Below are 26,757 nucleotides of genomic sequence, written 5' to 3'. Positions count from 1 at the left end.
CAACTTATGCAGATTATGAAAATCATGTAACTTACGCAACTTACGCAAGTGGATGCGAATCCTTAATTGTCACTGAAATTTCACGTCCATTTGGAGCTGCATAGCTAACAGTATCACCAGCATGAGCACCCATAATAGCTGCCCCAATTGGAGATTCCGGGCTAATAACGTCATAATCCGTAGCTACAGCAATATCGCGAGAACCAAGAACATAAGTCATTTCTCGACCTGCAAGCTCAAGAGTAACCAAAGAACCATTGCCAACAGTGCCATCCTTCGGTGCTTCAAGAATCTTCGCATTACGAAGCTTTACAATAAGCTCATTAATGCGACCTTCATTCTTTCCTTGCTCTTCACGAGCAGCCTGATAACCACCATTTTCAGACAAATCACCTTCAGCACGAGCTGCAGCAATACGCTCAGTGATTTCTTCTCGATACTCACCTTCACGATGTGCTAACTCTTCTTTTAGTTTGTCATACGCTTCCTGCGTAAGTAAAATAGTTTTTTCTTCAGCCATTGCTACCTCCTTATACAACAATCTCTAAAAATAAAAACTATGCGCGCGTAAGTAAAATTCACGCTCTTCTATCAACGAGTTGAAATAATATCAACAACAAATACCAACGTGTCTCCGCCGCCAATACCGGCTTGCGGTATGCCACGAGAGCCATAACCATACTCTGGAGGAATAGAAATCAACAAACGAGATCCAACATTATGACCTGGAACAGTACGATCCCAGCCCTGAATCACTTGACCTACACCAATACCAAAACTAGCTGGAGTATGACGAGCAAAGCTTGAATCAAATGGCTTGTCGCTACCCCAAACCACACCATGATAATTCACAGTTACAGTGTCACCGGCACGAACTACAGGACCATTACCTTCAACTAATTCAACAACTTTAAGACCTGCTGGCGGTTCAGATTCAGGGAACGTCACCGTTGGCGTAGTGCCAAATTCTGCAATCACTTCTGGCATATCTTGTGCCATATTTCCTCCTTTACAAACTCCAAACAGTATAATCTGAACAGTATAACATCTACACAGACAGCTTTTAACCATCCTGCATTACTAAAGCAGCGCATTTTAAATAGTACATTTAAGTAAATGCACATTCGAATAAATGCAGTTTAGACTAACACTTCCTAGATTAACCTGTCCTAGATTAGCACTGAAACGTTACGTATGTACATGAAATATACGCATTGTGTATAACTTAGCAAAAATTAATCTCAAAACATCAACGAATTAATGCAAAAATATTAGCAAATTAGCACTCAACAACGTTTACAGCTAGCCCACCTTTTGAGGTTTCGCGATATTTAGACATCATGTCATGACCAGTTTCTTTCATAGTCTTAATCGCTTTGTCAAGGCTTACCATGTGCGAGCCATCTCCAAGCATTGCCATTCGAACAGCATTAATTGCTGTATTTGCAGCCATAGCATTGCGCTCAATACAAGGAATTTGTACCAAACCGCCTACAGGATCGCAAGTTAATCCCAAATGGTGTTCTATACCGATTTCTGCAGCATTTTCAACCTGTTCCGGGGTTCCTCCCAACACTTCGCACAATCCTGCAGCAGCCATCGAACAAGCAGAACCAACCTCTCCTTGACAACCAACTTCAGCTCCAGAAATTGAAGCATTTCGCTTAAATAAGTAACCAACAGCACCTGCAGCAAGCAAGAATCGCACAACTCCATCTTCATTAGCAGAATCAACAAATCGCCAATAATACTGCAATACTGCAGGAATAATTCCTGCAGAACCATTCGTTGGAGCAGTAACAATACGCCCACCACCAGCATTCTCTTCACTAACAGCGAGCGCAAAAAGATTAACCCACGCAGAGTCTGAACTTTCTAAAGCAGCATCCGAACGACGACGATTGTTGCGAAGCATGTCTGAATTTGCAGCTAAACGCTCATACATGTGAGGAGCTCTGCGAGGCACATCAAGACCTCCTGGCAAAATCGGTTGCTTTGAGTTGCATCCGTTTTCTACACATTTACTCATAACTTTCCAAACATGCAGCAAATAGTTGCGCACGTAGTCAGCAGCACCTTCATGCAATGCAAGCTCGTTTTGCCACACAACATCGCTTATTGACATATGCTTTTCTCGGCAAATATTTATAAGCTCGTCGCATGAAGTAAAAGGATAAGGTACAGTGGAATCTTTTGTTTGATTTGAGGAGCTTGCAGCATTATCACTACTATTTCCGTTATTACTTTCGCTATTATTCTCGCTTACACCATTCTTATTGGCATTATTTTCATCTTGCTCAGTAACACGCTCATGCAAGCCAACCATTGCATCATCTGCACACCCTTGACGAATAAATCCGCCGCCAATTGAATACCAAACTTGCTCATCGATTTTATTTCCGTCAGAATCAATTGCAACAAAACGCATTCCATTAGGATGAACAACCATTCGCATCCATTTTTCAAAAATTACATCCTTATCGTAATCAAAAGCAATAGTATGTTCACCTGCGAGCGTTAAAGTGCCAGTTTTTTTGCATTCCTGACGAATAGTAAGCATATGATCAGTGTCTACATTATCTGGAAGATTTCCTTCAAGACCTGCAACGCAAGCGCGATCAGTGCCATGACCAAGACCTGTTAAAGACAGTGATCCGTAAAGAGTCACACTTACGTGCGCAACGTTTGCAAGACTACCACTTTTTTTAAGCGATGAAACAAACGAACACGCAGCTCGCATAGGACCTACTGTATGTGATGAACTAGGACCAACGCCTACTGAAAACATCTCTAAAATACTAAACACGTATCTATTGTAAGCATCATTAAGCTCACGTCGACACACTAATTACATGAGAAATATGTTAGATTGTTCACTTCTTACTTTGTTTAGATAACAAGTTTGCTAAACTCACGCACACAAACCATAAGATTACAGCTAAAACAACAGCTATAAGCATTACAGTAAACGCGCTTCCTGCAGTCGGCACGTGAATTTCGAAGAATTTTGCAGTAAACGGTATAAAAGCTCCAGCAACTCCAGCTGCAGCAAATAGCGCAACCATAATTCCTCTCCACGAGCGCAACGGCTTGGCAACGCTTGCAAGCACGAGTATGCCGAGAACAAATACGATTACGGAACAAATACTGCGAGTAGTTGCCAAAGCTTGCACGTTTGAGACAATAAAACGAGATGCTATCAAATTATTTGCAACAACATCGTCAAGATTTAATCCCAAAACTCGCGGAGCTATAACAGCAGTAGCGAGCACAGAAGCAGCTATAGCAAATCCGCTAGGAACAGCAAAACGAACAACTCGCTTCAAGAAACCTGGAATGTATCGACAAGTATTAGGCGCAAGAGCGAGCAAAAATGCTGGAATACCAATAGTTAAAGAACCAATATAAGTAATGTGACGAGGCAAATACGGGAAGTGCAACGCTAGAAGCACAACTCCTGCAGAAATAAGCGCAGAATAAACAGTTTTTACAAGGAATAAGCCAGCCACACGTTCCATATTTGCCATCACTTGCCTACCGCGAGCCACAACATCCGGCAAATGCGAGAATCGCGAATCAACAAGAACCACTTGAGCTACAGCTTTTGCAGCAGGAGCAGCATTGCCCATAGCAACGCCCAAATCAGCTTCTTTAAGAGCCAAAGTATCGTTCACGCCATCACCAGTCATAGCAACAACATGACCTTGAGTATGAAGCGCCTGAACAATCGCTTTCTTTTGATGAGGAAGCACGCGCCCAAGCACATCCACATTTTCAAGCACTTTAGCCAATTCGTTAATATCTTCTGGCAATTTTCTAGCGTCCATTGCAACAGGCTTGCGATCTCCTGTTAAGCCAACTTTTGCAGCAACAGCCGCAACTGTTGTAGGGTTATCTCCCGAAATTACGCGGCAACGCACACCCTGCTCACGGAACCATTTAAGCGTTTTGCGAGCATCGTCACGAATACGCTCAGAGCAGCGAACTAAAGCAATAGGATGAGCATTTACGCAAATAGTTGGAGAATCGCCAAAAGTTTTATCTGTTTCTGTTACGCTACTTAAGCTGCTACTATCGACGCTACTTACAGTACTACTTTCGCTACTTACTTTTGCAAGCAGCAGCACGCGCTCACCTTGCTCCGCATAAGAATTAACTTTCGCTAAAAGTTCATTAGTATTTGCATAATCAATCGCGCTGAGCAATACTTCCGGAGCACCCATATACCAAGTTTCATGTTCTCCGCTGCTTTTCGCATATTGCACCGCACTCCACTTTCTAGCAGAAGAGAATGGAAGACGGTTAGATACATGCTGGCTAGCTGCAACTCCTTTAGAGCCAAGCCCTTCCATAATCGCAACACCTGTTGCGTTCGGATTTTCTTCATTTGATAAGTCGAATAAAGCTTGATTGGTTTGCAAGTTGGTCTGCAAAGATATTTCGGCACCACTATTATCTAGATTTTCCACGCCAACGAATGCAATACCACCGTCGGTTATAGTGCCAGTTTTGTCCAGATTCAAGCAGTCTACGCGCGCTAAAGTTTCTACAGATTCCAACTCCTGAACTAACGTTTGCTTACGAGCAAGCCGCATAGCAGCCACCGCAAAATTAAGCGAAGTAAGAAGAACCAATCCTTCTGGAATCATGCCAACAACGCCTGCAACAGCAGAAACAACAGCTCCCCTCCAAGCACCAGTCTGCCAAGCTTCAACAAATCCGCCAACCTTGTGCATTTGCGACCACACAAGCAGCATACACAAAGGCACCACAACCATCGTCATATACTTCAAAATCGTGTTAATTCCACGGCTTAAGTCGGAAATTGTTTTGGTATAAACTTTCGCTTGCGCCGCCAATTTTGCCGCATAACTGTGCTCTCCTACGGCAGTAACACGCGTTAAAGCCATTCCAGAAACTGCAGTAGATCCGGAATAAACGTTATCACCTTTTGCTTTTCGAACTGTAGCAGACTCGCCCGTGAGCATGGACTCGTCCATTTCTAAGCCCCACGATTCCAGCACTTCTACATCTGCAGGAACTTGCTCACCAGCCCTAAGCCACAAAATATCTCCAAGCACAATATCTTTGTGCGCAATCTCAATATTTTCTCCGCCTCTACGAACCATTGCGTAAGACGCCACAAGTATAGAAAGCCTATCCAAAGTGCGCTTTGCTTTTAATTCAGTCACAATGCCAATTCCAGTATTTACCAGAATTACCACACCAAAAACAGCATCCTTCCACGAACCAGTGGCAAGCACAACAACCATTGCTGTGAAAATAATCGCGTTAAACAATGTAAACACGTTCGCGCGCACAATATCCATTAAAGAGCGAGAAGTCTGCTTAGAAGTAATATTCACATCTCCGCGAGAGACTGCCTCTGCAACTTCTTCTGTGCTCAAACCAGAAACTTCTACTTTAGGAAGCACCGCAATAGCGTTATTTTTGCTAATTTCTGTAGATGCCATTGCGTTTTGTTCGTTATTTGTCATTTATAATCACTTCCCTACTATGCGGTGTATTGTCGATTATTGCTCGAACGATGCTTAGCAAAGACGAACGCTCAAATTTTGATTTATTGCTTTTATTGTTTAAAGATTCGCTATTTTTTGATAAATAAGATTCATGAATATTTTTTCCAATTCCACTTCCATCGCTATCAAAATACAAAGTAGCTGCGTATAAAGTTGCGTCTTTTGGTGCTTTTACAGGATTTATTAACGCAACTGGCACTCCAGCGTAACGCACGTATTGCAGCGCAGAAATCCATGCTTTGCTTTCGTTTTGTTTATTGCAAGTGCTGTTATTAAGCTTGTTATTCTCTTTTATATTAGGTTGATTATTATCATTATGCAGGTCGTCAACGCCTGTTACGTCGAGCGCGTCTATAAGTATTAATGAAACAGGTTGCTCGCTTGCAGCGCGAATAGCTTGCTGAGCAGCTTCGTTAGGATTAACAACATTTGATAGCGGCACATAAGAAGCACTCAATTTTGACGTTTTACAATGCTTCATAACTTCGTCATCAAGCGCAGCTAATTTTGAACCAATGACCAGCAAATGGATGTCATTAATATCTATGCCGTCGTGAATTATGTCTCCAGCGCGACCAGTGCTACCAACGGCTTTACCCTGCGGCTCGCAAGCACTCAACGTACCCAACGTTAAAGCAGTTACGACAGCAGCCGCAAAAATGGTAATAGCGCGTTTAGAAAACATAAGACTTTTATACCACACCTTCAACATAAGTGGTGGTTTGGCAAGTTTCAACATTATCGACCGATTATCCTACCCCTTTTCAAGTAGTTCTGCTACTTTTGCTGAGTCTCCTTGCTGTATTTAATCATAATGAAACTACACCTCCCAAATTGGTACTTTTAGTTCAAATTCAGAGATGCAGTTCAACGCATACGCAGGCTCTACAAACTAAATCCTCCCATTTTGTTATCTGTAGCTACATTTTGATTCTATAGTGCTAATTTCTATTCCCAATAATTTCTTAGTAATATTTCTAACATCACTCTTATTCAATAAACATTTTGGACCAATACATATTTTTTCTATAATATCTGGAGTAAAGTTTAGTTTAACAAACTCAGTAATGTTATCATTCCCAATAATTCTAAAATCATGTTCTAATGATTTTAAAGACAATCTTTCAGTAAAAGCATCATGATTGTTAACTATCTTTTCAAATTTCAAATCGTCACAATAAATAAGGCGTATTTCTTTTTCTTCAGCAAAAGCAGGATTTTTATATTTCACAAGTTCAGGAATTAATTCATGTAAAAACACCTCTATTTTTTCTTCTCTCTTTGTAATATTTTGCTCACTAATCACCGTATTTATTGTGTCTGCTACACATTCAACATCACTTTCTATATCATCATGAACCACACTATCCGTATAAATTACTTTTTTAAACAATAAATTATCGAATTTTGTCAATTTTTCTAAATTAAATCCTATTGAAACTCCTTTTCCATCATCGGCATATCCTTTCCACTGACTTAACATATCTGATTCTTCAGAAAAACAGCAAATATATACGCTGTTCTGTCCTTTAGATTCTAGTATTTGCATTAATTCTTCGCATGTAAAATCTAGACACGAACGATTTGTCATCCCATGGTAAAGCGATCCTGATGCTTTAAATCCGTCATTTGAATTGTTTCTTTCATCATTTAGTTTATCAATATACCATTTTATTTCTAAATTATCATTCATTTTTAGTGGATCTGAAAGATAAATAGATTTATTCTTAATAATATTCAAAAATGTGCTTAAAGAACAATAATAGTAACCTATCATATATACTATCCTCTAATAAAATTCATTTGTTTATTCATCTTGCCAAGCATATCTAATTCACATCTTACACTTTTAGAATTAGATTATCTCATTTTAATTTATTTTCGCACTATTACTCAATACACTGTTCTTATATCAACGAATTTTTCTTTTACTTTTATAGTATTATAAATAATCTATGATTTTATATTTTATCTATGTTGTATTATCAAATAAAAAGATTCTTCTTCTATAGGTTGATAAACAAATTAAATTTATAAAACTAATTTCTTCTGTTGCACGATTTTAGTTCCAAATACTTTAAAATTCACTACTGCATTTAGATGAATAAACTTATAAACTTCCCAATTAAATGTCTTAGTTGCTTCACCTGTTCATTTGCTCATATGTTGTTTAAATAGTTTATTCTCTGTAAGCTCATCTAGCATAAGATGATAATCTTCTACACTTTTGTTAATTAATTTTTTAATTCTTCTAGAGCTCTGAAGCATAAATATTTGTAAATCATTGATATAATTCACCAATTGACTTCCACTTAAATTCAGATATATAGACTCTTTGACTTATAAACTAAGATTCCACTAATTAAAATTAGAGTATAGAGAATTAAAGTATAGCAAAAATAACTCAACCATTGACACCACATGTAACACCACTTATACTCTTATAAAACTTTCAAAAAATCATCAGAATATAAAATCAAATATGACTAAAACAAATAAATCTAGCAAAAATATCTCTCACAAAAATAAGTCCAAAACACTAACAAATAAAACACTCAGCTACTACATGTCACTACCGTATAAGCTGGAAATTGTAAAAGATCCGGATGAAGGCGGATTCGTGTCTTACTACCCTGATTTGCCAGGATGCATAAGTTCAGGAGACTCCGAACAGGAAGCAGCAGCAAATGCGCAGGACGCTAAGCATGCTTGGTTTGAAGCAGCTCTTGAAAGCAAAATCAACATAAAAGAGCCGTCTTACCATGAGCTGAATGACTATTCTGGTCAATTCAAACTGCGTCTACCTAAAGAATTACACAGGCAATTGGCTGAGCAATCTCAAGCCGAAGGAATAAGCATGAACCAGTATTGCGTGTATCTTCTTTCGCAAAATAACGCTATTGAACGCGTGCTTGAGCGAGCATAGAAAATACAATTCGAGCTATTCCCCAAAATTTCACACTATTCATTAGTAATTACTCGTAATTATTAGCAATCATCCGCAATTACTTGCAATGCAACTTCAATACCTCGAAGCATATCAGCTAAACTCATGGAACTCGTACTCGGCTTATCAAGAACTTGCTCAGGCAAATACGGAACGTGAATAAAACCGCTCTTAATCGGCAATTTCCTAGTATGGCAATAATAACAAACACTGTAAAGCACGTCATTACACACGTACGCGCCCGCAGAAAAAGACACAGACGCCGGCAATTTCGCCTTATTCAAAGCCTCAACTATATTTACAACTGGCAAAGTCGCTTTATAAGCCACATCACCATCCTGCACAACAGGCTCATACCAAGGTTTATATCCACTATTATCTGGTATACGCGCAGCTCTACAGTTAATGCCAACATACTCAACGTTAAAACAAGCAGAACCACCAAATTGTCCTAACGAAAGCACGGCATTAGGGTGAACTTCCTCTATTTTTTCAATAACTTCTTGCGCACCCTTGTTAAATTCCGTAGGGATATGTAAACGAACAAGTTCCACACCCTCAGGCGCATGCACTGATTGCGCAATCTCCCACGACGGATTTATAGACTCATTATCAAATGGCGTAAAACCAGTAATCAAAATACGCATCACAATACCCCTTCACACGAATATCACTTTATTAAAACATTAAAACGCATCACAAAAAAACTGTACATATGTGAATGTCACTGTATATAAACTGTATACAAACTTCAGGATTCTACTACGTAATTCATGTTCGCAAAAAGATTAGTGATAGTCATATTGTGAAATAACCACACAACTCCCTCACAACACGCACAAAATCAAAATTGGTAAGACTCGCATTCGTGTAATAGTATTGTGCATTGGATGTGCATTCGCGCCGCAGCGTGAATTAAACAAAGCAGTTGAAGCACATACAATAATTTCAACAGAATTTAGCGGAATTAAATTAAACTAGATTAAATTAATTTCAGCAGAATTCAACAGAAATAAACAAAATTAAAACTAGATTCAACGACGAAAAGAGATTACCGATGACGAAGATCATTCAGATTGGCGCAAATCACGCCGGCACTGCCTGCGCTAACACCATTTTGAGCTACCCAGGAAACGAACTTACGATTTACGATCAGAATAGCAATATTTCCTTCCTTGGTTGCGGTATGGCTTTGTGGATTGGCAAGCAGATTCAAAGCAGTGACGGACTGTTCTACCAGAAGCCAGAAGATTTTGTTAAAAAAGGCGCTAAGGTAAATCTTGAAAGTAAAGTTTTAGACATTGATTACGCAAAGAAAGAAGTAACAGTCGAGCTTAAAGATGGCACTGTTATTCACGATTCTTACGACAAGCTGGTTCTTGCTACCGGCAGCCTTCCAAACAAGCCTCGCATTAAGGGCATTGACTTGGAAAACGTGCAAATGGTAAAGCTTTTCCAGAATGCTCAAACTGTTATTGCTAAGCTACAAGAGCGTGATTTCCGTAATGTTGTGGTTCTTGGCGGCGGCTACATTGGCGTGGAACTTGCGGAAGCTTTTAAGCGACTTGGCAAGAACGTAACTCTTATTGACATGGAAGACCATATTCTTAACGGCTACTTTGACCCAGAGTTTTCCGATAATTTGAAGCAAATTATGGAGAATAAAGGCATTAAGTTTGAACTTGGTCAAACTGTTGAAGAAATTGTTGGAGACACTGAAGTCAAGGCTGTTAAAACAAGCAAAGGCACTTACGAAGCCGACATGGTGATTTGCGCTATTGGCTTCCACCCAAACGTTGCGCTCGGCAAAGACCACTTAAAGCAGTATGCTAACGGCGCTTTCCTTGTTGACAAGAAGCAGCAAACTTCCGATCCAGACGTGTACGCAATCGGCGACTGCGCTACAATCTACGACAACGCTCGAGACCGCGTAAACTACATTGCGCTCGCTACTAACGCAGTTCGAAGCGGCTTGATTGCAGGTCACAACATTTGCGGAACTCCTGTAGAAACCGAGGGCGTGCAAGGCTCTAGCGCAATGATGATCTACGACTACAAGCTTGTTTGCACCGGCTTGAGTTTGACTGCCGCTCAAAAAGAGGGCATGGACGTTAACTACGTTGATTTTGAGGATACTCAAAAGCCTGCGTTTATGGAAGTTGAGAATCCAAAGGTGAAGATTCGCATCGTTTACAAGAAGGATACGAAGGTTATTGTTGGTTGCCAATTGGCTTCTAACTACGATATGTCTGCCGCAATTCACCTGTTCTCGCTAGCTATTCAAAAGAAAGTCACGATTAAAGAGCTTGCTTTGTGCGACATCTTCTTCATGCCTCACTTCAACCAGCCATACAACTACATTACGATGGCTGCTTACACGGCTTTGTTGAAGGGATGATTAGACTTTGCTGATTAGCTTAGGCTGAATCACTTTTTCCGATTAGCTTAAATCGCATTTATTAAACCAAGCAATCTGTTCTATAATGGAGCAGTTGCTTGGTTTTTTAATCATCCGCGCACAAAAGAGCGCACAAAACGCGCACTATTAGCATAAGACATGCAGATTAAAACAAAGGAGTCTAGGATGAAGCAGCTTTCTATTAAACCAACTATTCATAAGTTCGAGAACTCACGCGACTTCGCGCAAGAATTCAAGCTCAGCAAGGGCGATTTGGTTATTACAAACCAGTACATTTGGGAGCCTTATTTTGGCGATTTGAATCTTGATTGCGACGTGATTTTCCAAGAGAAATACGGCAAGGGTGAGCCGAGCGACGCAATGGTTGATGCAATCGTTAGTGACATTCACACAACTCCAAAGCGCGTGATTGGCATTGGCGGCGGCACTGTTTTGGATATTTCGAAGGTTTGTGCATTGAAGCAAACAAGCCCGCTTGAAGACTTGGTTGACGGCAAGATTCCTGCACAAAAAGGCGCGGATCTTATTCTTGTTCCAACTACTTGCGGCACTGGCTCCGAAGTTACGAACGTTGCGGTGTTCTCGCTTACTAAGCGCAATACCAAGAAGGGTTTGGCGAACGATGCTTGCTATGCTACGGACGCTGTTCTTATTCCAGAATTGTTAAAGAGCCTGCCTGATTACGTTTTTGCAACCAGCTCTATTGACGCTCTTACGCATTCGATTGAGTCCGCACTTTCTCCTATTGCAACCGAGCTTACAAAAATGTTTAGTTACAAGGCTTGCGGGCTTATTTTGCAAAGTTATATGCGAGTTGTTAAAGAAGGCAGCAGCACAAAAAGCCAAGTTGTAAGCGACTTGGTTTCGGCAAGTCTTTACGCTGGTATTGCGTTTGGTAACGCTGGCTGCGGTTGCGTTCACGCGATGGCTTATCCGCTTGGTGGAACTTTCCACGTGGCTCACGGCGAAACGAATGCAGCTCTTCTTACAAGCGTTTTGCGATACTATGCTAAGCACGACGAGAATAACGCAGAAAACACTGAGCTTTCTAAGCTTTTTGACTTTATGGCAAATATTCTTGAATGCCAGAAAACAGACGTATTAAATAAGCTTGACGAAGTTCTTAACACGATTCTTCCTAAGCACAAGCTTCACGAGTATGGCATGACCGAGGATATGATTCAAAGTTGGGCTGCAAGCGTTGTCAAAGAGCAGCAGCGACTTTTGAAGAACTCCTACATGCATATGGACGAAGCCGCCATTGCTGAAGTCTACGCGTCTACTTTCTAAAGTCAGATAACGTATTTATAAAGTAACTAAATTAAACAAAATTCACTAAAAAATCCCCGCAACCAACAAGAGCTGCGGGGATTTTAATTATCGTGACTATGTGAAACTTATGCTTCAAGCGTTATTACAGGATGCAAATCAAACATTGTTACAGTACGCTTCATGCGGAAGGCAATGCTTGTTATAGCAATCGCAATCACGCCGAAAAGCACAAGCATTCCAATGCCAGAGACTATTTCACCACTGTTCTTTCCAGACATTGCTTGACGCAACCCCATAATCGAGTACGTCATTGGCAAGTAAGGGTGAACAGCTTTAAAGAATGCCGGCGTCATTTGTACTGGGAACGTTCCTGCAGAGCTTGTGATTTGCAACATAAGTAGCACAATCGCAACTATTCGCCCTGGCATGCGGAACACCACCATAATCATTTGCATTATAGCCATAAAGACTATTGACGCTATAATCCCCAGCGCGTAGAATGCACCAACATTATCGATTTGCAACTTCAACGCTCCTTGAACAACGCCCATAAGAATAATCGCTTGCACAACGCCCATAAGCACAAAAGGCGTCAAGCTAATAAGCGCGCTTTTAAGCGGATTCATGCCGTTTAGTATCGCTCGCCTATCCATAACTCTCAAAACGAATGTTGCCATAAGAGCACCAACCCAAAGGGCGATGGAAATAAAGTAAGGAGCAAAACCAGTTCCATAGTTTTCAACGTGCGAATACTCGTGCTCCTCCAAGGAAACTGGTGCGCTCATCATCTTACTTTTTTGAACAATACCGTTTACTTTTCCAGACTTTTGAGCATCTTTAAGCCCGTCATGCAATTTCTTAGCACCATCAACAAGCTTTGGAGTGTTATCAGATAGTTTCTTAACACCGGAATTAAGCTGATTAGAACCGTTCACTATTTTCGCAGAACCTTGTGCAGCTTCATTCACGCCACTATTTAGCTTCTCACTACCGTTACTTACTTGAGCCAAACCGTCAGCAAGCTTGTTTGTGCCAGCAACTAACTTATTCGAACCAACATTAACTTTCTCCATGCCTTGCATAAGAGCGTCAGCACCGCCCTTTATTTGCAAGCTTCCTGCAGAAAGCTTGTCTGCTCCAGCGCTTAAAGCAGAAAGATTTGTTTCTAGAAGATTAGAATTTTCACCTAATCCTTCTGCCAAACTTTGCAAATTAGCAAGCACGTCTTCCTTTGTTACTGCTGGGTTTTGCGCTTGCATAAGAAGACCAGTAATTTGTGCTTTTGTTTCAGCGTTTCCAGCTTTAACATGTTCTTCTAATTCGTTGCTTGAAGCTGCAAGCTTTTGAGCTCCTTCATAGAATTCGCTTGTCGCTGCCGATAGCCTTTGCGTTCCTTCGCTTAACTGTTGGGCTCCGTTTGCTAAATCTTGCGTTTTTTGTGCAAGATATTGAGCTCCTTCTTTGCTGCGAGCATTGGCTTCAGTTAGCGTATTCGCGCCTTTTTGAAGCTCCCCTAATCCGCCTTGAAGTTTTTGCAAAGATTGCGAAAGTTTATTCGACCCATCTGCAAGCTTATTTATTCCGCCTTGCAAAGACTTTGAACCTTCATGCAATGCTCCAGCACCGTTTGCAGCAGCACCAAGAGAATCGGAAGCTGAATTAACTTTCGCAAACATGTGCTCCCAATACTCTTGAGCAATCGCCTCGCTAATCTCAGTACGCATAGTGCGGAAAGCAGTTTTACCAATTTGTGAAGCCAGCATATTGCTTGCTTGATCGTACTTTACGTGAAGTTTTGCTTTAGTAGGAGTATCGTATTGCGCGGAAGCAATGCACTTACTGAAAGAAGCTGGAATAGTTGCTACCATAAAATAGTTGCCATTTTTAAGACCCTTATTCGCTTCGGCACTATTTACAAAATTCCATTGGAAACCTTCACTACCGTCTTTTTGATTCTTTAAACGAGTTTTGATTTCGTTTCCAATGTTTCGCATTTTGCCGTTAATCATAGCGCCATTGTCTTCAACAACAACAGCCACAGGCACAGTATCCAAAGTCTTATAAGGATTTGTAAATGCCCATAAGTAAAGCGATCCGTATAAAAGTGGAATCAAAGCTACGGTTCCAATAACAAGCTTTCGAGCTTTTCCTTTCATCGTATTGTTAATCTCACGAAATGCAAGAGCAATAGTACTAACGTGCATTGTTTTCACCACCGTTTGCTTCACTTGTAGCAAGTTGAGAATCAGTATGAGAATTTTCTGTTTTCTCATTATTTGGCATAAGTCTTAAGACTTGATCCGCTTGCTTTTCTAACTCACTTTGCAAAACTCCAACAAGGCAGGAGCAGTAGTTTTTGCTAACATATTCGCGAATATCGGAAAGTAAGTATTCGCGTTGCTCACTAGTAAGCTCCGTCTCAATTCCATCAACAAATAGCAGCCACGGTTGCTTTAATAATGCCAACGCAATTGCCAAACGCATGCGCTCGCACGGAGTCAACTCTCCTATTGCTGTTTTGTGAGGAGAAAATACTTTCCATTGAGCAAGAAGATTGTACGCGTATTGGCGCAATGCTTCGCGATTTTTTACATCATTTTTATACTGTTCGCGAAATAGTGGCGAAGATGATGCGAGTTTTAGCTCACTCATCAAAGCTTCTTCTATTGTTTGCATTTTGTAGAATTCGTTAATTCCGTTGAATAATCCCAATCCCACATATTTACGTGATTTTTTAAAATCGTTAGGAAGAGTTGAGTCCGCAATAGTAAGAGTTCCGTTCGTAAATTTCATATAACCAGACAGTGCAAGCAGCAAAGCTGATTTTCCAGAGCCGTGTTCACCTGATATTGCAACGATTTGATGAGGCTCTACTTTTAACGATACGTCCCAAAATGGTGTTCTTCTAAATATTTGTAAGCCTAATTCTTTAGCTTCTAAAAGTGTTTTACTATCTTTCATAATTTGCATGTTTGACGCTTGTAATTAAGATATGTCGTAATATCCTTTTTACTTAGAGCGCCAGGCATTCCTCCTTACTCTAAATACTCTAAATAACTTATTTTCAGTTTTCAGTTTTTTAGTTTTTCAGTTTGTTGTTTATTGCTTATTTTTAGATCTTCACAATTAGCAAAACAATTTTTAATTTTCGCATTGCTTTATCGCCACTTTTCAGCGATAAACTCACGTTGCAATGCTGCAATAAAACGGTGTAAAACCGAACATTTGGTGATTTATCAATTCTTCACCACTAATCATTTAGAATACTCTTTTGTGCAAACAATTGTTGAGTTACACTAATTTTTTTATTTAATTGTTTATATTTTATATTCACTCAAGAAACAAGTTGTAAACACTTCCATGCTATATTGTCTTTAATTACTAAATGTAAGAAATACATATGTAAGAATACATATGCAAGAAATAAAAACGTAAGCAATACGAAATAAAACATATTGCTTCAAACAATATATTAAATTCAAGCATTTAAAGGGGTGAACGGCATGCTAAGTTTGCAAATTTTAAATATTATATTTAATCCGGTTATTGTGTCGGTTGTAGTGCTATGCGCACTTAGTCTTGCAAAACTTAATGTTTTGCTATCAATGATAGTAGCTTGCGTTGCAGGTGGCATTGCCGGTCATCTTCCGCTTTTTGGAGATGGAAATCACACGATTATGGCGTTGCTTTGCGATGGTTTCTCTACCAATGCGCAAACTGCGCTCGCCTACATTTTGCTTGGTACTTTTGCGGAAGCAATTACAGCAACCGGTTTGGCTCAAATTATTTCTAAAAAAATTAGCAAAATTATTGGCATGAAAAAGTACGCTCTACTTGCAGTACTAACTCTAATTGCGTGCATATCTCAAAATATTGTGCCAGTTCACATTGCTTACATTCCTATTCTTATTCCGCCGATTTTACGAATCATGAACGAACTTAAGATTGACCGACGAGCAGCTGCATGCTGTACTGCTTTTGGTCTTGAAGTTCCATACATTGCAATTCCGTTTGGATTCGGCTTAATTTTCCAAACTGTTATTGCTACGAATCTTTCTAAAAACGGCATGAAGGTTAGCGTTGCAGACGTTAGCGCTGTGAACTGGTATTTAGGTCTTGCAATGTTTGCATCACTACTTTTTGCTGTATTTGTGCTTTACAGAAAACCTCGCGAATACAAAACTACAGAAACTGACACTCGCGCAGCCGATGCCGTTGTCGGACCTCTTAATCTACGCCATTATGTAACTATTCTCGCAATTATTGTTGTTGTAGTAGTGCAAGTTATCAGTAAGGATCTTTCGCTTTCGTCTATTGCAGGTCTTGCAACCATGATTATTTTTGGAGCAATAAAGTGGAATGACATTGACAATCAGCTTACTGGCGGCGTAAAACTCATGGGTCTTATTGCATTTGTGATGCTCATTGCGGGCGGATATGCTAACGTGATCCAAGCGACAGGCGGAGTTGAGGAGCTTGTAAACTTTGGCGTAGCTTCTATGGGACAGAACAAACTTGTTGCCGCATTTGTTATTACGCTTATTGGTTTGCTTGTGACTATGGGCATTGGCACTTCGTTTGGCACGGTTCCTATTCTTGCTGTTTTGTTCGTGCCACTGTGCCAGAGCATTGGTTTCAGCACTCCCGCAACGATTCTTCTTATGTCTTCCGCTGCAGCTCTCGGAGACGCAGGCTCCCCTGCTTCCGATACTACACTTGGACCTACTTCCGGCTTAAACGCGGACGGTCAGCATAGTCATATTTGGGATACTTGCGTTCCAACGTTCCTTATTTTCAATATTCCGCTTATGGCTGCCGGCATTGTAATATCGCAGTTTATTTAGCAGATTATTTCCGAAAACACGGCAAGTAAAAAACGCAACTAGCGAATAACGCAAGTAACCAATAAACGCCAGTAGAGTTGAAATAAACTCCCTGGCGTTTATATTTAAATACCAATCAACCAATCACAAATCAGTCAATCCCAAAGTGGCCAATCACTGCAAATTCGCGGGCGATTGGCTACATTAGATATACCGTCTAGCTAAACATTTTCACTAGCTCAGTATGCTATCAATATTCTTCTTATTGATTAGATTATCTTCGTCAAGAAAAGCCATCTGCTTTATTCCGCTTAAGCTTGCAATAAGCGACACTGGGAAGGTAACGATATTTTGATTAAGAGTACTAATGTTACTATTTACGATTCTTTTTGCCGCCGCCAGCTGCTCATTTTCATCGTTTATTTCCTCTTGCAAGTTCAAAAACTGCTCAGAAGACTTTAATTCCGGATAAGCTTCCGCCAAAGCAAAAATCTTCCCTATTGCATGATTCTGATTTTTGATTACCGAACTAGAATCCGCTGATCCCAATCCTTCTCTTAAACTCACTAAATCCACTAAGGTTGTTTTTTCGTACTTTGCAAACGACTGCGCAACTTTAAGCATTTGGCAAATCGTATCATATCTTTTAGCGAGCGCAATATCAACGTTTTTCCGCGACTCTTCTATAATCACCCTATATTTTCTTAGCCTATTTAACATGCCAATAAACCAGACAATAAGCACTACAAGCACTATTGCAACACAAATTAGCACAGTGTTCTTATCCATAACGTCACCCATAATGTCTCCCATAACATCTCCTTTAGTTCTAGTATTTTCTAATTTTTTAGTTCGCTAGTATTGCAATTTACTAGTTTCTACTTTTGTAATTTTTACTTTTGTAATTTCTCTCTAATTACGTTAATTATTTCGTAATACTCAGCCAAAACATCTCTAAATCTTGCATATTCTCTTGTTAAAGATAGGTTTTCTACTCCAGATTTTCCTGGAGCGCCGAATAAATACCGACCAGAATCAAAGGCTGCAACAATACGCTCACTATCTAGATATATGCAAACTCTCATTCTTTTTTGCAAATTATTCATTAGTTCTATAAAACTTGGATCTAATACAAGCTTTGTATAAAAATCGTCTGTAGAAAAGATTGAATACGAGTCGTTAAATTCAATGGATTCTGTCTGAACTTCGCTCTCCTCTTTTGTTTTTTTACCATAGTATCCATTTAGTTTTTGTCCCATAAAGTTCTTTCCAGTAACAGGGACGATTCTAATGTGGCCATTTATGTTGGTTTTTGAGTTTATTAATAAGACTTGCCCAATAAAATCCGTTTTTTTAACACTTTTTCCACTTTCACTTCTAGAAAAGTGGATTGCTTGCATATTTGAAAATTCAGTTTTAAATTCATCGCCAAAAATTATGTGTTTACTTGAATAATACCTACTAGATATTGGCAGAAGATTATCAAAAATGCTGCTGTCAATTCCTTCAGAATTTTCTAATACCGTTCCTGGCAGAATCGCATTCAAAATCGGCGTTAGAATATTATCCGAATATAGGGCATCTACATCAACTTTATTATTTACAAAAAACTTACCTGCAAAGTAAACAACAAAAACACCTACTATTAGCAAATAATATTTGTAACGAGAGTAATCAATATTTGGAAAGTAGTTATACAAAACACCTAAAACCATTACTACCGGTATGAATGGAATTAAACGAATTGGATCAAAAGAATTATTTTTTATGCCTTCTTTTAACTCATTTAATTTCCCTTGTATTTGGGGAGATTGTTCTATTCGCGCTAGTTTGTCTAAAACTTCTGGATTTGTAAATACGCTACCATATTTTACATTCATGTCATCTCCCTTTTATAAATCACTCGTCATTTTTGACATATTTTGCGAATCACTATGCACAACGTTGTAGGATTTGAATTTACAGTATCATTGTTTAGATTTGTCTGATTCTGTTCATTCGATTCATAGTTATCTATATCATTCGAATCATGCTGATTAAACTGTTCCATATATGCCTTTTCTCTAACTCTATACAATCTAAATTACACAAGATCATTAAATAAAAACAGATTTTGACTAAAATTTATTTTGCAAAATTTTAAAGCAAAGAAAGCACTGCAAGTAACAGCGTAATTCCTTAAAATGTAACTCGAAAGCAGGTTGCATTGCTGAGAAAGTGGCCAATTGCTGCAAATTCGCACTTAATGGCTACTAACACGGGCTCAGAATCTATTGCGCTAAATTGCACAGCGCATTGAAAGCAAACCAGCTCCACAGCCTCACATAGACACAGTGTAAAGCGAGTAGAAGTAAGCCTTCTGATTCATAAGCTCCTCAAAGCTTCCGCGCTCAATAAGCTCGCCGCTTTTCATCACAAGAATCTCATCATATTGCTTAAGCGAATTAGCATCCAAGCGGTGAGTTACCACAAGTCGAAGAATTCCTTGCAAATCCAAAATAGACTGCGTTACGTTCGCGCTCGTCTCGTTATCTAACGCGCTCGTTGCCTCATCAACCAGCAGAATCTCGGACTTTTTAAGCAAGCTTCGCGCAACAGCAATACGCTGCTTTTCGCCGCCAGAAAGATGACTACCATTCTCGCCACACTGATAATCCTTGCCTTTAGCAGCAATCAAATCATCCAAACCAGCCAAGTGAATCACGCGATTAACTTCCGCATTCGGGAACGGCTTAAAAAGCGTAATATTATCTAAAATCGAAGCATCAAACATAAACACAGACTGCTGCATAAGAGTAGTCTTATCGTAAAGCGAACTCTTGCTCACATTGCTAAGCTCGTGATTATTCAGCTTCACACTACCTTCATAATCCTTGTAGTATCCCATAAGCAGATTAATCAAACTACTCTTACCAGCTCCAGAAGATCCTACTATTGCATAAGATTTTCCAGCTTGCAAAGTTAGATTTACATTTTTCAAGACTTTATGATCCAGGTCATAAGCGTACGAAACATCGCGCAAAACAACGCTTTTAATAGAATCGTCAATGATCTCGCCAGAATCTTCCTTAACATTACTCATATAATCAGCCATCTTGCTAATAAGCTTCTTAGCACCCTTCATCTCGCCAAGCATTTGCGGAAGACTTGCAATAGGCTGAAGCACGCCGTTCATCAAATTAGTGAAAGCTAACACCATTCCAGCAGTAATAACGCCAACATGAGCGTTAACCATCCAAGCGCCAACAAGCATCACGCCAAGCTGAGTCCCAAGACTTGAAATAGTACCAAGAGCAGAAACAGTAGTCATCGTTTTTTCGCGAAGATTCTTCGTATGCTCAAGCTCCATCGACTGATTCTGATAACGGTTAATAACCTCTTGCTCCGCCTTAAAACTCTTAATAACCGAAACGCCGTTCAAAACATCCTTCGTTAAGGCTGTATAAGACTCGTTCGACTTGGAAACCTGCTCCTCGCGAGTGGCAATTCCGTTAGCTGTAAGAATCGAGCACGCCATTGGAAGCACAGAAATAATAAGAGCAATAACAGTGAGCAATGGACTATAATAAATCATAAGAGCCAGAGAGCTTACAAGCATAAGAACGTCTTGAACAAAATCAAAAATCTTCTTCAAATACTTTTCTTGAATACGCTCACAATCATTAGTAAGTACAGAAAGATACGTGCCGGAATTCGCGAGCGAAAAATCACTATAACTCTTCTGTAAAAGCTTCTTGATAACAGACTCTTTATACTGATTCATTGCTTTTTCAAGAAAGCGAGGGTACGAGCTGCGCTTCAACGCGAAAATCAGGGAGATTGCCAGCATAAAGGAAACAACAAGCAGCAAAATAGTAGTTAAAGAGAAAGCTCCTTTACCTGCCATATAGTCGAAAATAATTTGCAAAATCCAAGAAATAGCAGTGTAAATCATAGACAAGGAAATAAAAACTATCATCGAAAGAAAAGCTACAAGCTTGTTTTCCTTGAAAAATAGTTTTACGTAATTTTTTACGTCGGGATGTAGTTTGGATGATTGCTGATTCGCGAGCGATTGCTGATTTGCTGTATTGTCAGTTTTGTTCATTCTCGCTACCTCTCACTTCCTTTATATCTATTTGCTATTCTTGCTATTTTTGCTATTTTTCGCTAATAGCATTTTCGCTTTCGAATTGCTAATCCACTCTCTACTAAGTATTGAAAGACACACTATAATACTTATCCTGATTGGTCAAGCTTATCTGCTTGATAACACCTATAAATGCTTAAACACACTTATACGTAATGCTTGCTAGAAATAATAAGCATAGAGTTAAAAAAAAAATCAAATCAAATACGCAACACCGCTTCAACACAAAGCTCAAGCGCATACGCTTTAGAATCCCCGCCCCAATTGCGCTCATCATAATTTTCAACATCGTGCAAAGTATCTGCAGTGTAAAGAATCTCACCCCAAACAATCTCACGCATTTGCGCACAAGCCGCTAAAGCAGAACACTCCATTTCAACAACCGCGCATCCCTCCTGCTTACGATTAGCAACTTTCGTCTTAGTCTCACGGAAGAACCCATCCGTAGTCCACGTTTTAACTTCATGATAAGGCAAATTATGCGCCTGCAAAGTTTGCAAAATAGCACGCCTCGAACGCTCTGAAACATCAACATAACGACTTGGAGGCAAATAATGATAAGAAGTCCCCTCATCCCTTAAAGCTTTATACGGAACCAGAAAAACGTTTTCCGCATAATCAACTAGCGACCCACAAGAACCAGCACTAACAACTTCCCTAACGCCGTAAGAAATCAACCAATCTAAGATCTGAACAGCAGCAGGAGCGCCAACTGGAGCTTGTACTAAGCAGATTTTTTGAGTTTCTTCTTCTACTTCGCTGTTTGCGTCTTCCTTTACTTTTTTCTCTACTTTTTCTTCCAAAACATATATTGGATATACTTTAGTTGCAGATTCAAAATTTGCTACAATCGTAGCTTTCCTACTTAAAGCATACTGATCGATTTCATCGCCTAAAAAAGCAAAAACCGCTTTAGATGGAAGCTGAACAGAAATATTATCGTGATTTGGCATAATAACCGCACTTTTATCGGAATCATACTCTAAAATCGGCAAATCATATTCTGCCATACAATCAGCTCCTTCATAAGATCAGCTCCATCCTACAAGCAACTCAATCCTATACACAAATACACGCATTAGCACACGAAAATCACAAAGTGGCCAATCTATGCAAATTCGCACTTAATGGCTACTAGAGAATCATATTTTCTGCATCATGTCCTGTCTTTTATAAAACCGCAGCAATCAATTTCTGAAAACTCAATAAAACCAACAGACTTATAAAAAGCAATAGTTTTTTCAGTGCAATCCGTGGTCAATTGAATTTGACGAACGTTAGGATAGCAATCCACAATCGCCTTTAACAAAGCAGACCCTATCCCCTGCCTTTGATACTCAGGCAAAACGAGAATATCTTGAATAAAAACAACCGTGTACCCGTCACCAACAGCCCTAATAATGCCAACTAGCTCATCATTTTTATAAGCAGCTAAAATCTTGAGCGAATTGTTAAAACCATTTTCCAAAGCAGCTAAATCATCTGTGTACGCAGACCAACCAACGGAATCATACAGCTTTGGAATATCTTCGCTATTATACTTTTTGTACTCTTTTATTTGCACGTCTGTTAAATTCATTTACAACAACGCCTCCAAACACTGTGAAATCAACGTTGAAACCCTAAATTTTCTAGCGTAATAACTCAGTATATCAAGTCGCCTATCTCTTTAACATAGGACTTTAATGCGCCAACTGCACCAGTGCCCAAAAACAGACAAAATCAGACACTCGCGCAGAAAAAGGAGTACGTATCAAGGTATGCCAAACACAAATCAAGTTTGACAAACGCAAATCCATTCGCTATAGTCATCACCTATCACCATTTCGACGAGTAAAGGAGTGCACATGTATCATACAAATATGATGACAAACTGTTGTTGTGACGTATGCTGTTGCGCATTTCTTAATCGAAATGATGTTTGCAAGCACTAAATATGCATAACATCTAGCCTGTGTTAAAAGCATTTACGTTAGAACGCAGCAAATTACGATTTAAGAAACAGCGCGCTGTTTCTTTTTTTATGCCAAAATTCGAATATAAAACGTTGAAAAGATAACAATTTAATACGGATTAGATATTAAACAGATAAATGGCATTTTTAGAAACAACTAATAAACAACAATCTCTTTATTAATAAAAAATTATTTTTTAAAAATTAAAAATAAACAAAATTAAACAAATTAAATTAAACAAAACAAACAAGTAAAACAAACAAGTAAGGGGAAATATTATGTCCAACATCTACAAGTCCGTGCAAGAACTCGTAGGCCACACTCCACTTCTGGAGCTTACTCACATTGAAAAAGAGTACAATCTTCAAGCAAAAATCCTCGTAAAACTCGAATACTTCAACCCAGCAGGCTCTGTAAAGGACCGCATTGCAAAGCAGATGATTGAAGAAGCAGAAGCCGCAGGCACGATTAAACCAGGCTCAGTAATTGTTGAGCCAACTTCTGGAAATACTGGCATTGGTCTTTCAATGATTGCGCAAACAAAAGGATACAAAAGCATTATTGTAATGCCAGAAAGCATGTCTATTGAACGTCGAAAACTCATGAAAGCATACGGCGCAGAACTCGTTCTCACACCTGCTAAAGATGGAATGAAAGCCGCAATCGCCAAAGCGAAGGAAATCGTTGAAAGCACGCCAAATGCGTGGACTCCTGGACAGTTTACCAATCAAGCAAATGTGCACGCACACTACAACACAACAGGTCCAGAAATTTGGCAAGACACTGACGGAAACGTAGATATGCTCATTGCTGGTGTTGGAACAGGCGGCACAATCACTGGTACAGGAACATACTTAAAAGAGCAAAATCCGCATCTTGAAGTAATCGCAGTAGAACCAGCCGACTCCCCTGTGCTCACAGGCGGAAAACCAGGAGCGCACAAGATTCAAGGAATCGGCGCAGGATTCGTGCCAGATGTGCTCAACAAAAACATTTATAATCGCATTGTTCACGTAACAAATGAAGACGCAATCGAAAACGGCAAGCTTATAAGCAAAAAAGAAGGCGTCCTCGTTGGTATTTCTTCCGGAGCTGCGATTTGGACAGCAACCCAAGAAGCAAAAAGGGAAGAAAACAGGGGCAAAACCATCGTTGCAATGCTGCCAGATTCAGGAGATCGATACTTGTCTACCGCATTATTTGAAGACTAACTACATTTAGGAGCTTACTTTAAATACGCAAGTTTTGATTAAATAATAAAAGAATAATAAATAACATTATTAGATAATGATCAAAACTATAGAATAAAGAAAATAGAAAATAAAGAAAATAGCAAAATAACGGGAGAAATGTATGAATGATCGCCTTGATCTTATAAATCAACTGAACTCAATTCACGATTCAGACATAAGGCAAGCTACATTCATACCTAATTACCGCAATATTATTGCACTCATACATGCGACTCAGGTGTTACTTTTGCCTGAGTTGCATGTGCGCAATGAAGGCAACGAGACTACGCAACTCAACGCTAGTTTGAATAATAACGCTAGTTTGAATACCGTTACTTCAAACGCATTAGACACTATAGAACGCATTATATTTCACGAACTTCAATCCTATACAAGCAACTCAATTAAAATTCGAGAAACTTGCAATCAATTTATAAATACTCTTCCTGCAATTAAAAAGTTACTTTTAACAGATATTCAAGCCATGTATGAAGGCGATCCTGCTTGCACAAGCAAAGTAGAAGTCACGCTCGCATACCCTGGTTTTTATGCAATGCTTATTCACCGCGCAGCTCACGCACTCTACGAGCTTAACGTGCCGCTAATTCCTAGACTTATGAGCGAATATGCTCACAGAAAAACCGGAATTGACATTCATCCAGGAGCAAAAATTGGTGCATATTTTTGCATTGATCACGGAACTGGCATTGTAATCGGCGAAACAACTATAATCGGCGAGCATGTTAAGCTTTACCAAGGAGTAACGCTTGGTGCGAAAAGCTTTGCGCTAGACGAGGATGGAAATCCTGTAAAAGGCGGAAAGCGACACCCGAATATTGGAGACAACGTAGTAATTTACGCAAATGCTACTATTCTTGGCGGCGAAACAACAATCGGAAGCGGAAGTATAATCGCAGCAAACGCGTGGATAAACCGCAGTATTCCTGCAAACACAACCTACCACTTCCCTAAAGCCTAATGCGCGCTAAAAATACCGATTCCACTTCTACTATTTTATTTGAACATCTGCTAGATTCATTTACAATAAACATCCAAATATAATAAAAGTGCGCGATCTAAAACGTAAAAACGGAAGAACGCGCACTAGCAAGAATACTTAGCAAAAACTAGCAACAGCAGAACATCTACTTTTTAAGTTGTACAGTCTCGTGATCCTTGCCCATTTTGAATTCAATACCTGCACGCTGCCACATGCGATATTCGCCAACCGCAGTAAAGAGAACATCCGTGGAAGAGTTAAGTGCGGTTTCGCAAGAATCCTGAATAACACCAATAATAAGACCAATAGCAACTACTTGCATAGCGATATCGTTTGAAATACCAAACGACGAGCATGCAAGAGGTATAAGCAAAAGCGAACCACCAGCTACACCAGATGCTCCTGCAGCAGAAACTGCAGAAAGCACAGAAAGAATCACAGCCGTTGGAATATCAACGCGAATACCAAGCGTGTGAGCAGCGCACAAAGACATGATAGAAATAGTTATAGCAGCTCCGCTCATATTAATAGTTGAGCCAAGCGGTATTGAAACAGAGTAATTATCTTTGTTAAAGCCAAGTTTTTCACACAAATTCATATTCACAGGAATATTTGCAGCAGAAGAACGCATGAAGAACGCTGTAACACCCGAATCGCGCAAAGTTCTAAAAACAAGAGGATACGGATTCTTACGCGTAAGCACGAAAACCAAAATAGGATTAAGAATCAAAGCAACAACAGTCATTGTGCCTACTAACAAAGCAATAACGAAACCATACTCACTAAAAATACGAAGACCGTTACTTGCAACTGTTGTATAAACAAGACCCATAATGCCAAAAGGTGCTGCGTTAATAATCCAGTGGACAATTTTTCCAATAGCAGACGAAACGTTATCGAAAAATGCTTTTGTAGAAGGCTCGGCTAATCGCAGAGCAACACCGAAAGCAATCGCCCAGAAGAGGATGCCAATAAAGTTACCTTTAACGAGAGCATCTACAGGATTAACAACAATATTTAGCACAAGTGAATTAAGCACCTCACCAATTCCTTGAGGAGACGGCGAAGACGCTGCTGCAACATGAGCAAAAGTAAAATCAACAGGGAAAATCATAGCCGCACATACAGCTACAAGGCTTGCAGTAAACGTAGATAGCGCGTACAGCCCTATTACCACTTTCATGTTGCCAACACTTTTTGCTTGCGCAAGCGCACCAATAACTAGGCAAAATACTAAAATTGGCGCAACAGATTTAAGCGCACTGACGAAAAGTTTTCCCATAAGATCGAGCACATAGACGTGAGCTGGCACAAAAATACCAAGTGCAGCACCGAGAAAAAGACCAATTACAATGCGTAAAATAAGGTCAATGTTATTCCATTTTTGAACAATCTTGTGCATGAGAGTCTCCTGTATAGTAATTTGTGCAGAATGTTTTA

The 26,757-nt window shown here is 39.6% G+C and carries 21 protein-coding genes; 6 read left to right on the top strand and 15 right to left on the bottom strand.

Going from position 1 to position 26,757, the window contains the following annotated elements; translation table 11 throughout:
- Positions 1-40: 40 nt before the first annotated feature.
- From D0T18_RS04680 to D0T18_RS04655, 6 genes are all read right to left on the bottom strand, one after another.
- Positions 41-520, bottom strand: a complete 480-nt coding sequence (locus tag D0T18_RS04680) for a GreA/GreB family elongation factor (RefSeq protein WP_004110818.1) — start codon at positions 518-520, stop codon at positions 41-43.
- Between the two features lie 71 nt (positions 521-591).
- A complete protein-coding gene (locus D0T18_RS04675) occupies positions 592-999 on the bottom strand; it encodes an FKBP-type peptidyl-prolyl cis-trans isomerase (RefSeq protein ID WP_004107148.1) in 408 nt (135 codons plus the stop codon).
- Positions 1,000-1,279: 280 nt separating this feature from the next.
- Positions 1,280-2,788 (bottom strand): L-serine ammonia-lyase, encoded by a 1,509-nt coding sequence (locus D0T18_RS04670; RefSeq protein WP_116440637.1) that lies wholly within the window; start codon positions 2,786-2,788, stop codon positions 1,280-1,282.
- Positions 2,789-2,873: 85 nt separating this feature from the next.
- Entirely contained in the window at positions 2,874-5,498 is a 2,625-nt protein-coding gene (locus D0T18_RS04665; protein WP_116440583.1) for an HAD-IC family P-type ATPase, read from the bottom strand.
- Entirely contained in the window at positions 5,488-6,225 is a 738-nt protein-coding gene (locus D0T18_RS04660) for a hypothetical protein (protein ID WP_116440636.1), read from the bottom strand. The genes D0T18_RS04665 and D0T18_RS04660 overlap by 11 nt, the downstream gene beginning before the upstream one ends.
- A gap of 225 nt (positions 6,226-6,450) precedes the next feature.
- Positions 6,451-7,317 (bottom strand): DUF2971 domain-containing protein, encoded by an 867-nt coding sequence (locus D0T18_RS04655; RefSeq protein ID WP_012914025.1) that lies wholly within the window; start codon positions 7,315-7,317, stop codon positions 6,451-6,453.
- A gap of 705 nt (positions 7,318-8,022) precedes the next feature.
- Between D0T18_RS04655 and D0T18_RS04650 the strand changes: the two genes are divergently transcribed.
- The gene (locus D0T18_RS04650) at positions 8,023-8,466 is read left to right on the top strand and encodes a toxin-antitoxin system HicB family antitoxin (protein WP_116440582.1); all 444 of its coding nucleotides are present in this window, start codon (positions 8,023-8,025) and stop codon (positions 8,464-8,466) included.
- Between the two features lie 62 nt (positions 8,467-8,528).
- Here the strand turns inward: D0T18_RS04650 and D0T18_RS04645 are convergent, their stop codons facing one another.
- Positions 8,529-9,134, bottom strand: a complete 606-nt coding sequence (locus D0T18_RS04645) for a pyroglutamyl-peptidase I (RefSeq protein ID WP_116440581.1) — start codon at positions 9,132-9,134, stop codon at positions 8,529-8,531.
- 410 nt (positions 9,135-9,544) lie between these two features.
- On the opposite strand from D0T18_RS04645, the gene nox reads away from it, so the two are divergent.
- Both nox and D0T18_RS04635 read left to right on the top strand, forming a co-directional pair.
- Entirely contained in the window at positions 9,545-10,885 is a 1,341-nt protein-coding gene (gene nox / locus D0T18_RS04640) for a H2O-forming NADH oxidase (RefSeq protein ID WP_116440580.1), read from the top strand.
- Between the two features lie 186 nt (positions 10,886-11,071).
- Positions 11,072-12,196, top strand: coding sequence for a 4-hydroxybutyrate dehydrogenase (locus D0T18_RS04635; RefSeq protein ID WP_116440579.1), 1,125 nt, complete (start codon positions 11,072-11,074; stop codon positions 12,194-12,196).
- A 107-nt stretch (positions 12,197-12,303) separates the two neighbouring features.
- Here D0T18_RS04635 and D0T18_RS04630 read toward each other — a convergent pair whose 3' ends face one another.
- Positions 12,304-14,382 (bottom strand): YhgE/Pip domain-containing protein, encoded by a 2,079-nt coding sequence (locus D0T18_RS04630; protein WP_116440634.1) that lies wholly within the window; start codon positions 14,380-14,382, stop codon positions 12,304-12,306.
- The gene (locus D0T18_RS04625; protein WP_420870293.1) at positions 14,372-15,148 is read right to left on the bottom strand and encodes an ATP-binding cassette domain-containing protein; all 777 of its coding nucleotides are present in this window, start codon (positions 15,146-15,148) and stop codon (positions 14,372-14,374) included. The genes D0T18_RS04630 and D0T18_RS04625 overlap by 11 nt, the downstream gene beginning before the upstream one ends.
- Before the next feature lie 533 nt (positions 15,149-15,681).
- Here D0T18_RS04625 and D0T18_RS04620 point away from each other — a divergent pair.
- Positions 15,682-17,022 (top strand): Na+/H+ antiporter family protein, encoded by a 1,341-nt coding sequence (locus tag D0T18_RS04620; protein WP_162861140.1) that lies wholly within the window; start codon positions 15,682-15,684, stop codon positions 17,020-17,022.
- A 213-nt stretch (positions 17,023-17,235) separates the two neighbouring features.
- On the opposite strand, the gene D0T18_RS04615 is transcribed toward D0T18_RS04620, so the two are convergent.
- The 5 genes from D0T18_RS04615 to D0T18_RS04595 all read right to left on the bottom strand — a co-directional run bounded on the left by D0T18_RS04615 (position 17,236) and on the right by D0T18_RS04595 (position 22,709).
- On the bottom strand, positions 17,236-17,814 hold the full coding sequence (locus D0T18_RS04615) for a LemA family protein (protein WP_012914016.1): 579 nt from the start codon (positions 17,812-17,814) through the stop codon (positions 17,236-17,238).
- A gap of 80 nt (positions 17,815-17,894) precedes the next feature.
- Positions 17,895-18,881: a DUF3137 domain-containing protein gene (locus tag D0T18_RS04610; protein WP_012914015.1), complete on the bottom strand. Its 987-nt coding sequence runs from the start codon at positions 18,879-18,881 to the stop codon at positions 17,895-17,897.
- A 440-nt stretch (positions 18,882-19,321) separates the two neighbouring features.
- A complete protein-coding gene (locus tag D0T18_RS04605; protein WP_012914013.1) occupies positions 19,322-21,088 on the bottom strand; it encodes an ABC transporter ATP-binding protein in 1,767 nt (588 codons plus the stop codon).
- A gap of 242 nt (positions 21,089-21,330) precedes the next feature.
- Entirely contained in the window at positions 21,331-22,140 is an 810-nt protein-coding gene (locus D0T18_RS04600) for a nucleoside phosphorylase (RefSeq protein ID WP_116440578.1), read from the bottom strand.
- A 146-nt stretch (positions 22,141-22,286) separates the two neighbouring features.
- A complete protein-coding gene (locus tag D0T18_RS04595; RefSeq protein WP_004110858.1) occupies positions 22,287-22,709 on the bottom strand; it encodes a GNAT family N-acetyltransferase in 423 nt (140 codons plus the stop codon).
- A gap of 654 nt (positions 22,710-23,363) precedes the next feature.
- Between D0T18_RS04595 and cysK the strand changes: the two genes are divergently transcribed.
- Both cysK and epsC read left to right on the top strand, forming a co-directional pair.
- On the top strand, positions 23,364-24,296 hold the full coding sequence (gene cysK / locus D0T18_RS04585) for a cysteine synthase A (RefSeq protein ID WP_116440577.1): 933 nt from the start codon (positions 23,364-23,366) through the stop codon (positions 24,294-24,296).
- A gap of 142 nt (positions 24,297-24,438) precedes the next feature.
- Positions 24,439-25,296 (top strand): serine O-acetyltransferase EpsC, encoded by an 858-nt coding sequence (epsC, locus tag D0T18_RS04580; protein ID WP_116440576.1) that lies wholly within the window; start codon positions 24,439-24,441, stop codon positions 25,294-25,296.
- Positions 25,297-25,462: 166 nt separating this feature from the next.
- On the opposite strand, the gene sstT is transcribed toward epsC, so the two are convergent.
- Entirely contained in the window at positions 25,463-26,719 is a 1,257-nt protein-coding gene (gene sstT, locus D0T18_RS04575) for a serine/threonine transporter SstT (RefSeq protein WP_116431799.1), read from the bottom strand.
- Between the last annotated feature and the right edge of the window lie 38 nt (positions 26,720-26,757).

The sequence above is a fragment of the Gardnerella swidsinskii genome, assembly GCF_003397705.1.
Lineage (GTDB): Bacteria > Actinomycetota > Actinomycetes > Actinomycetales > Bifidobacteriaceae > Bifidobacterium > Bifidobacterium swidsinskii.
The sequence above is the reverse complement of the archived record's forward strand: the minus strand, read 5'-3'. Positions and strand labels throughout refer to the sequence as shown.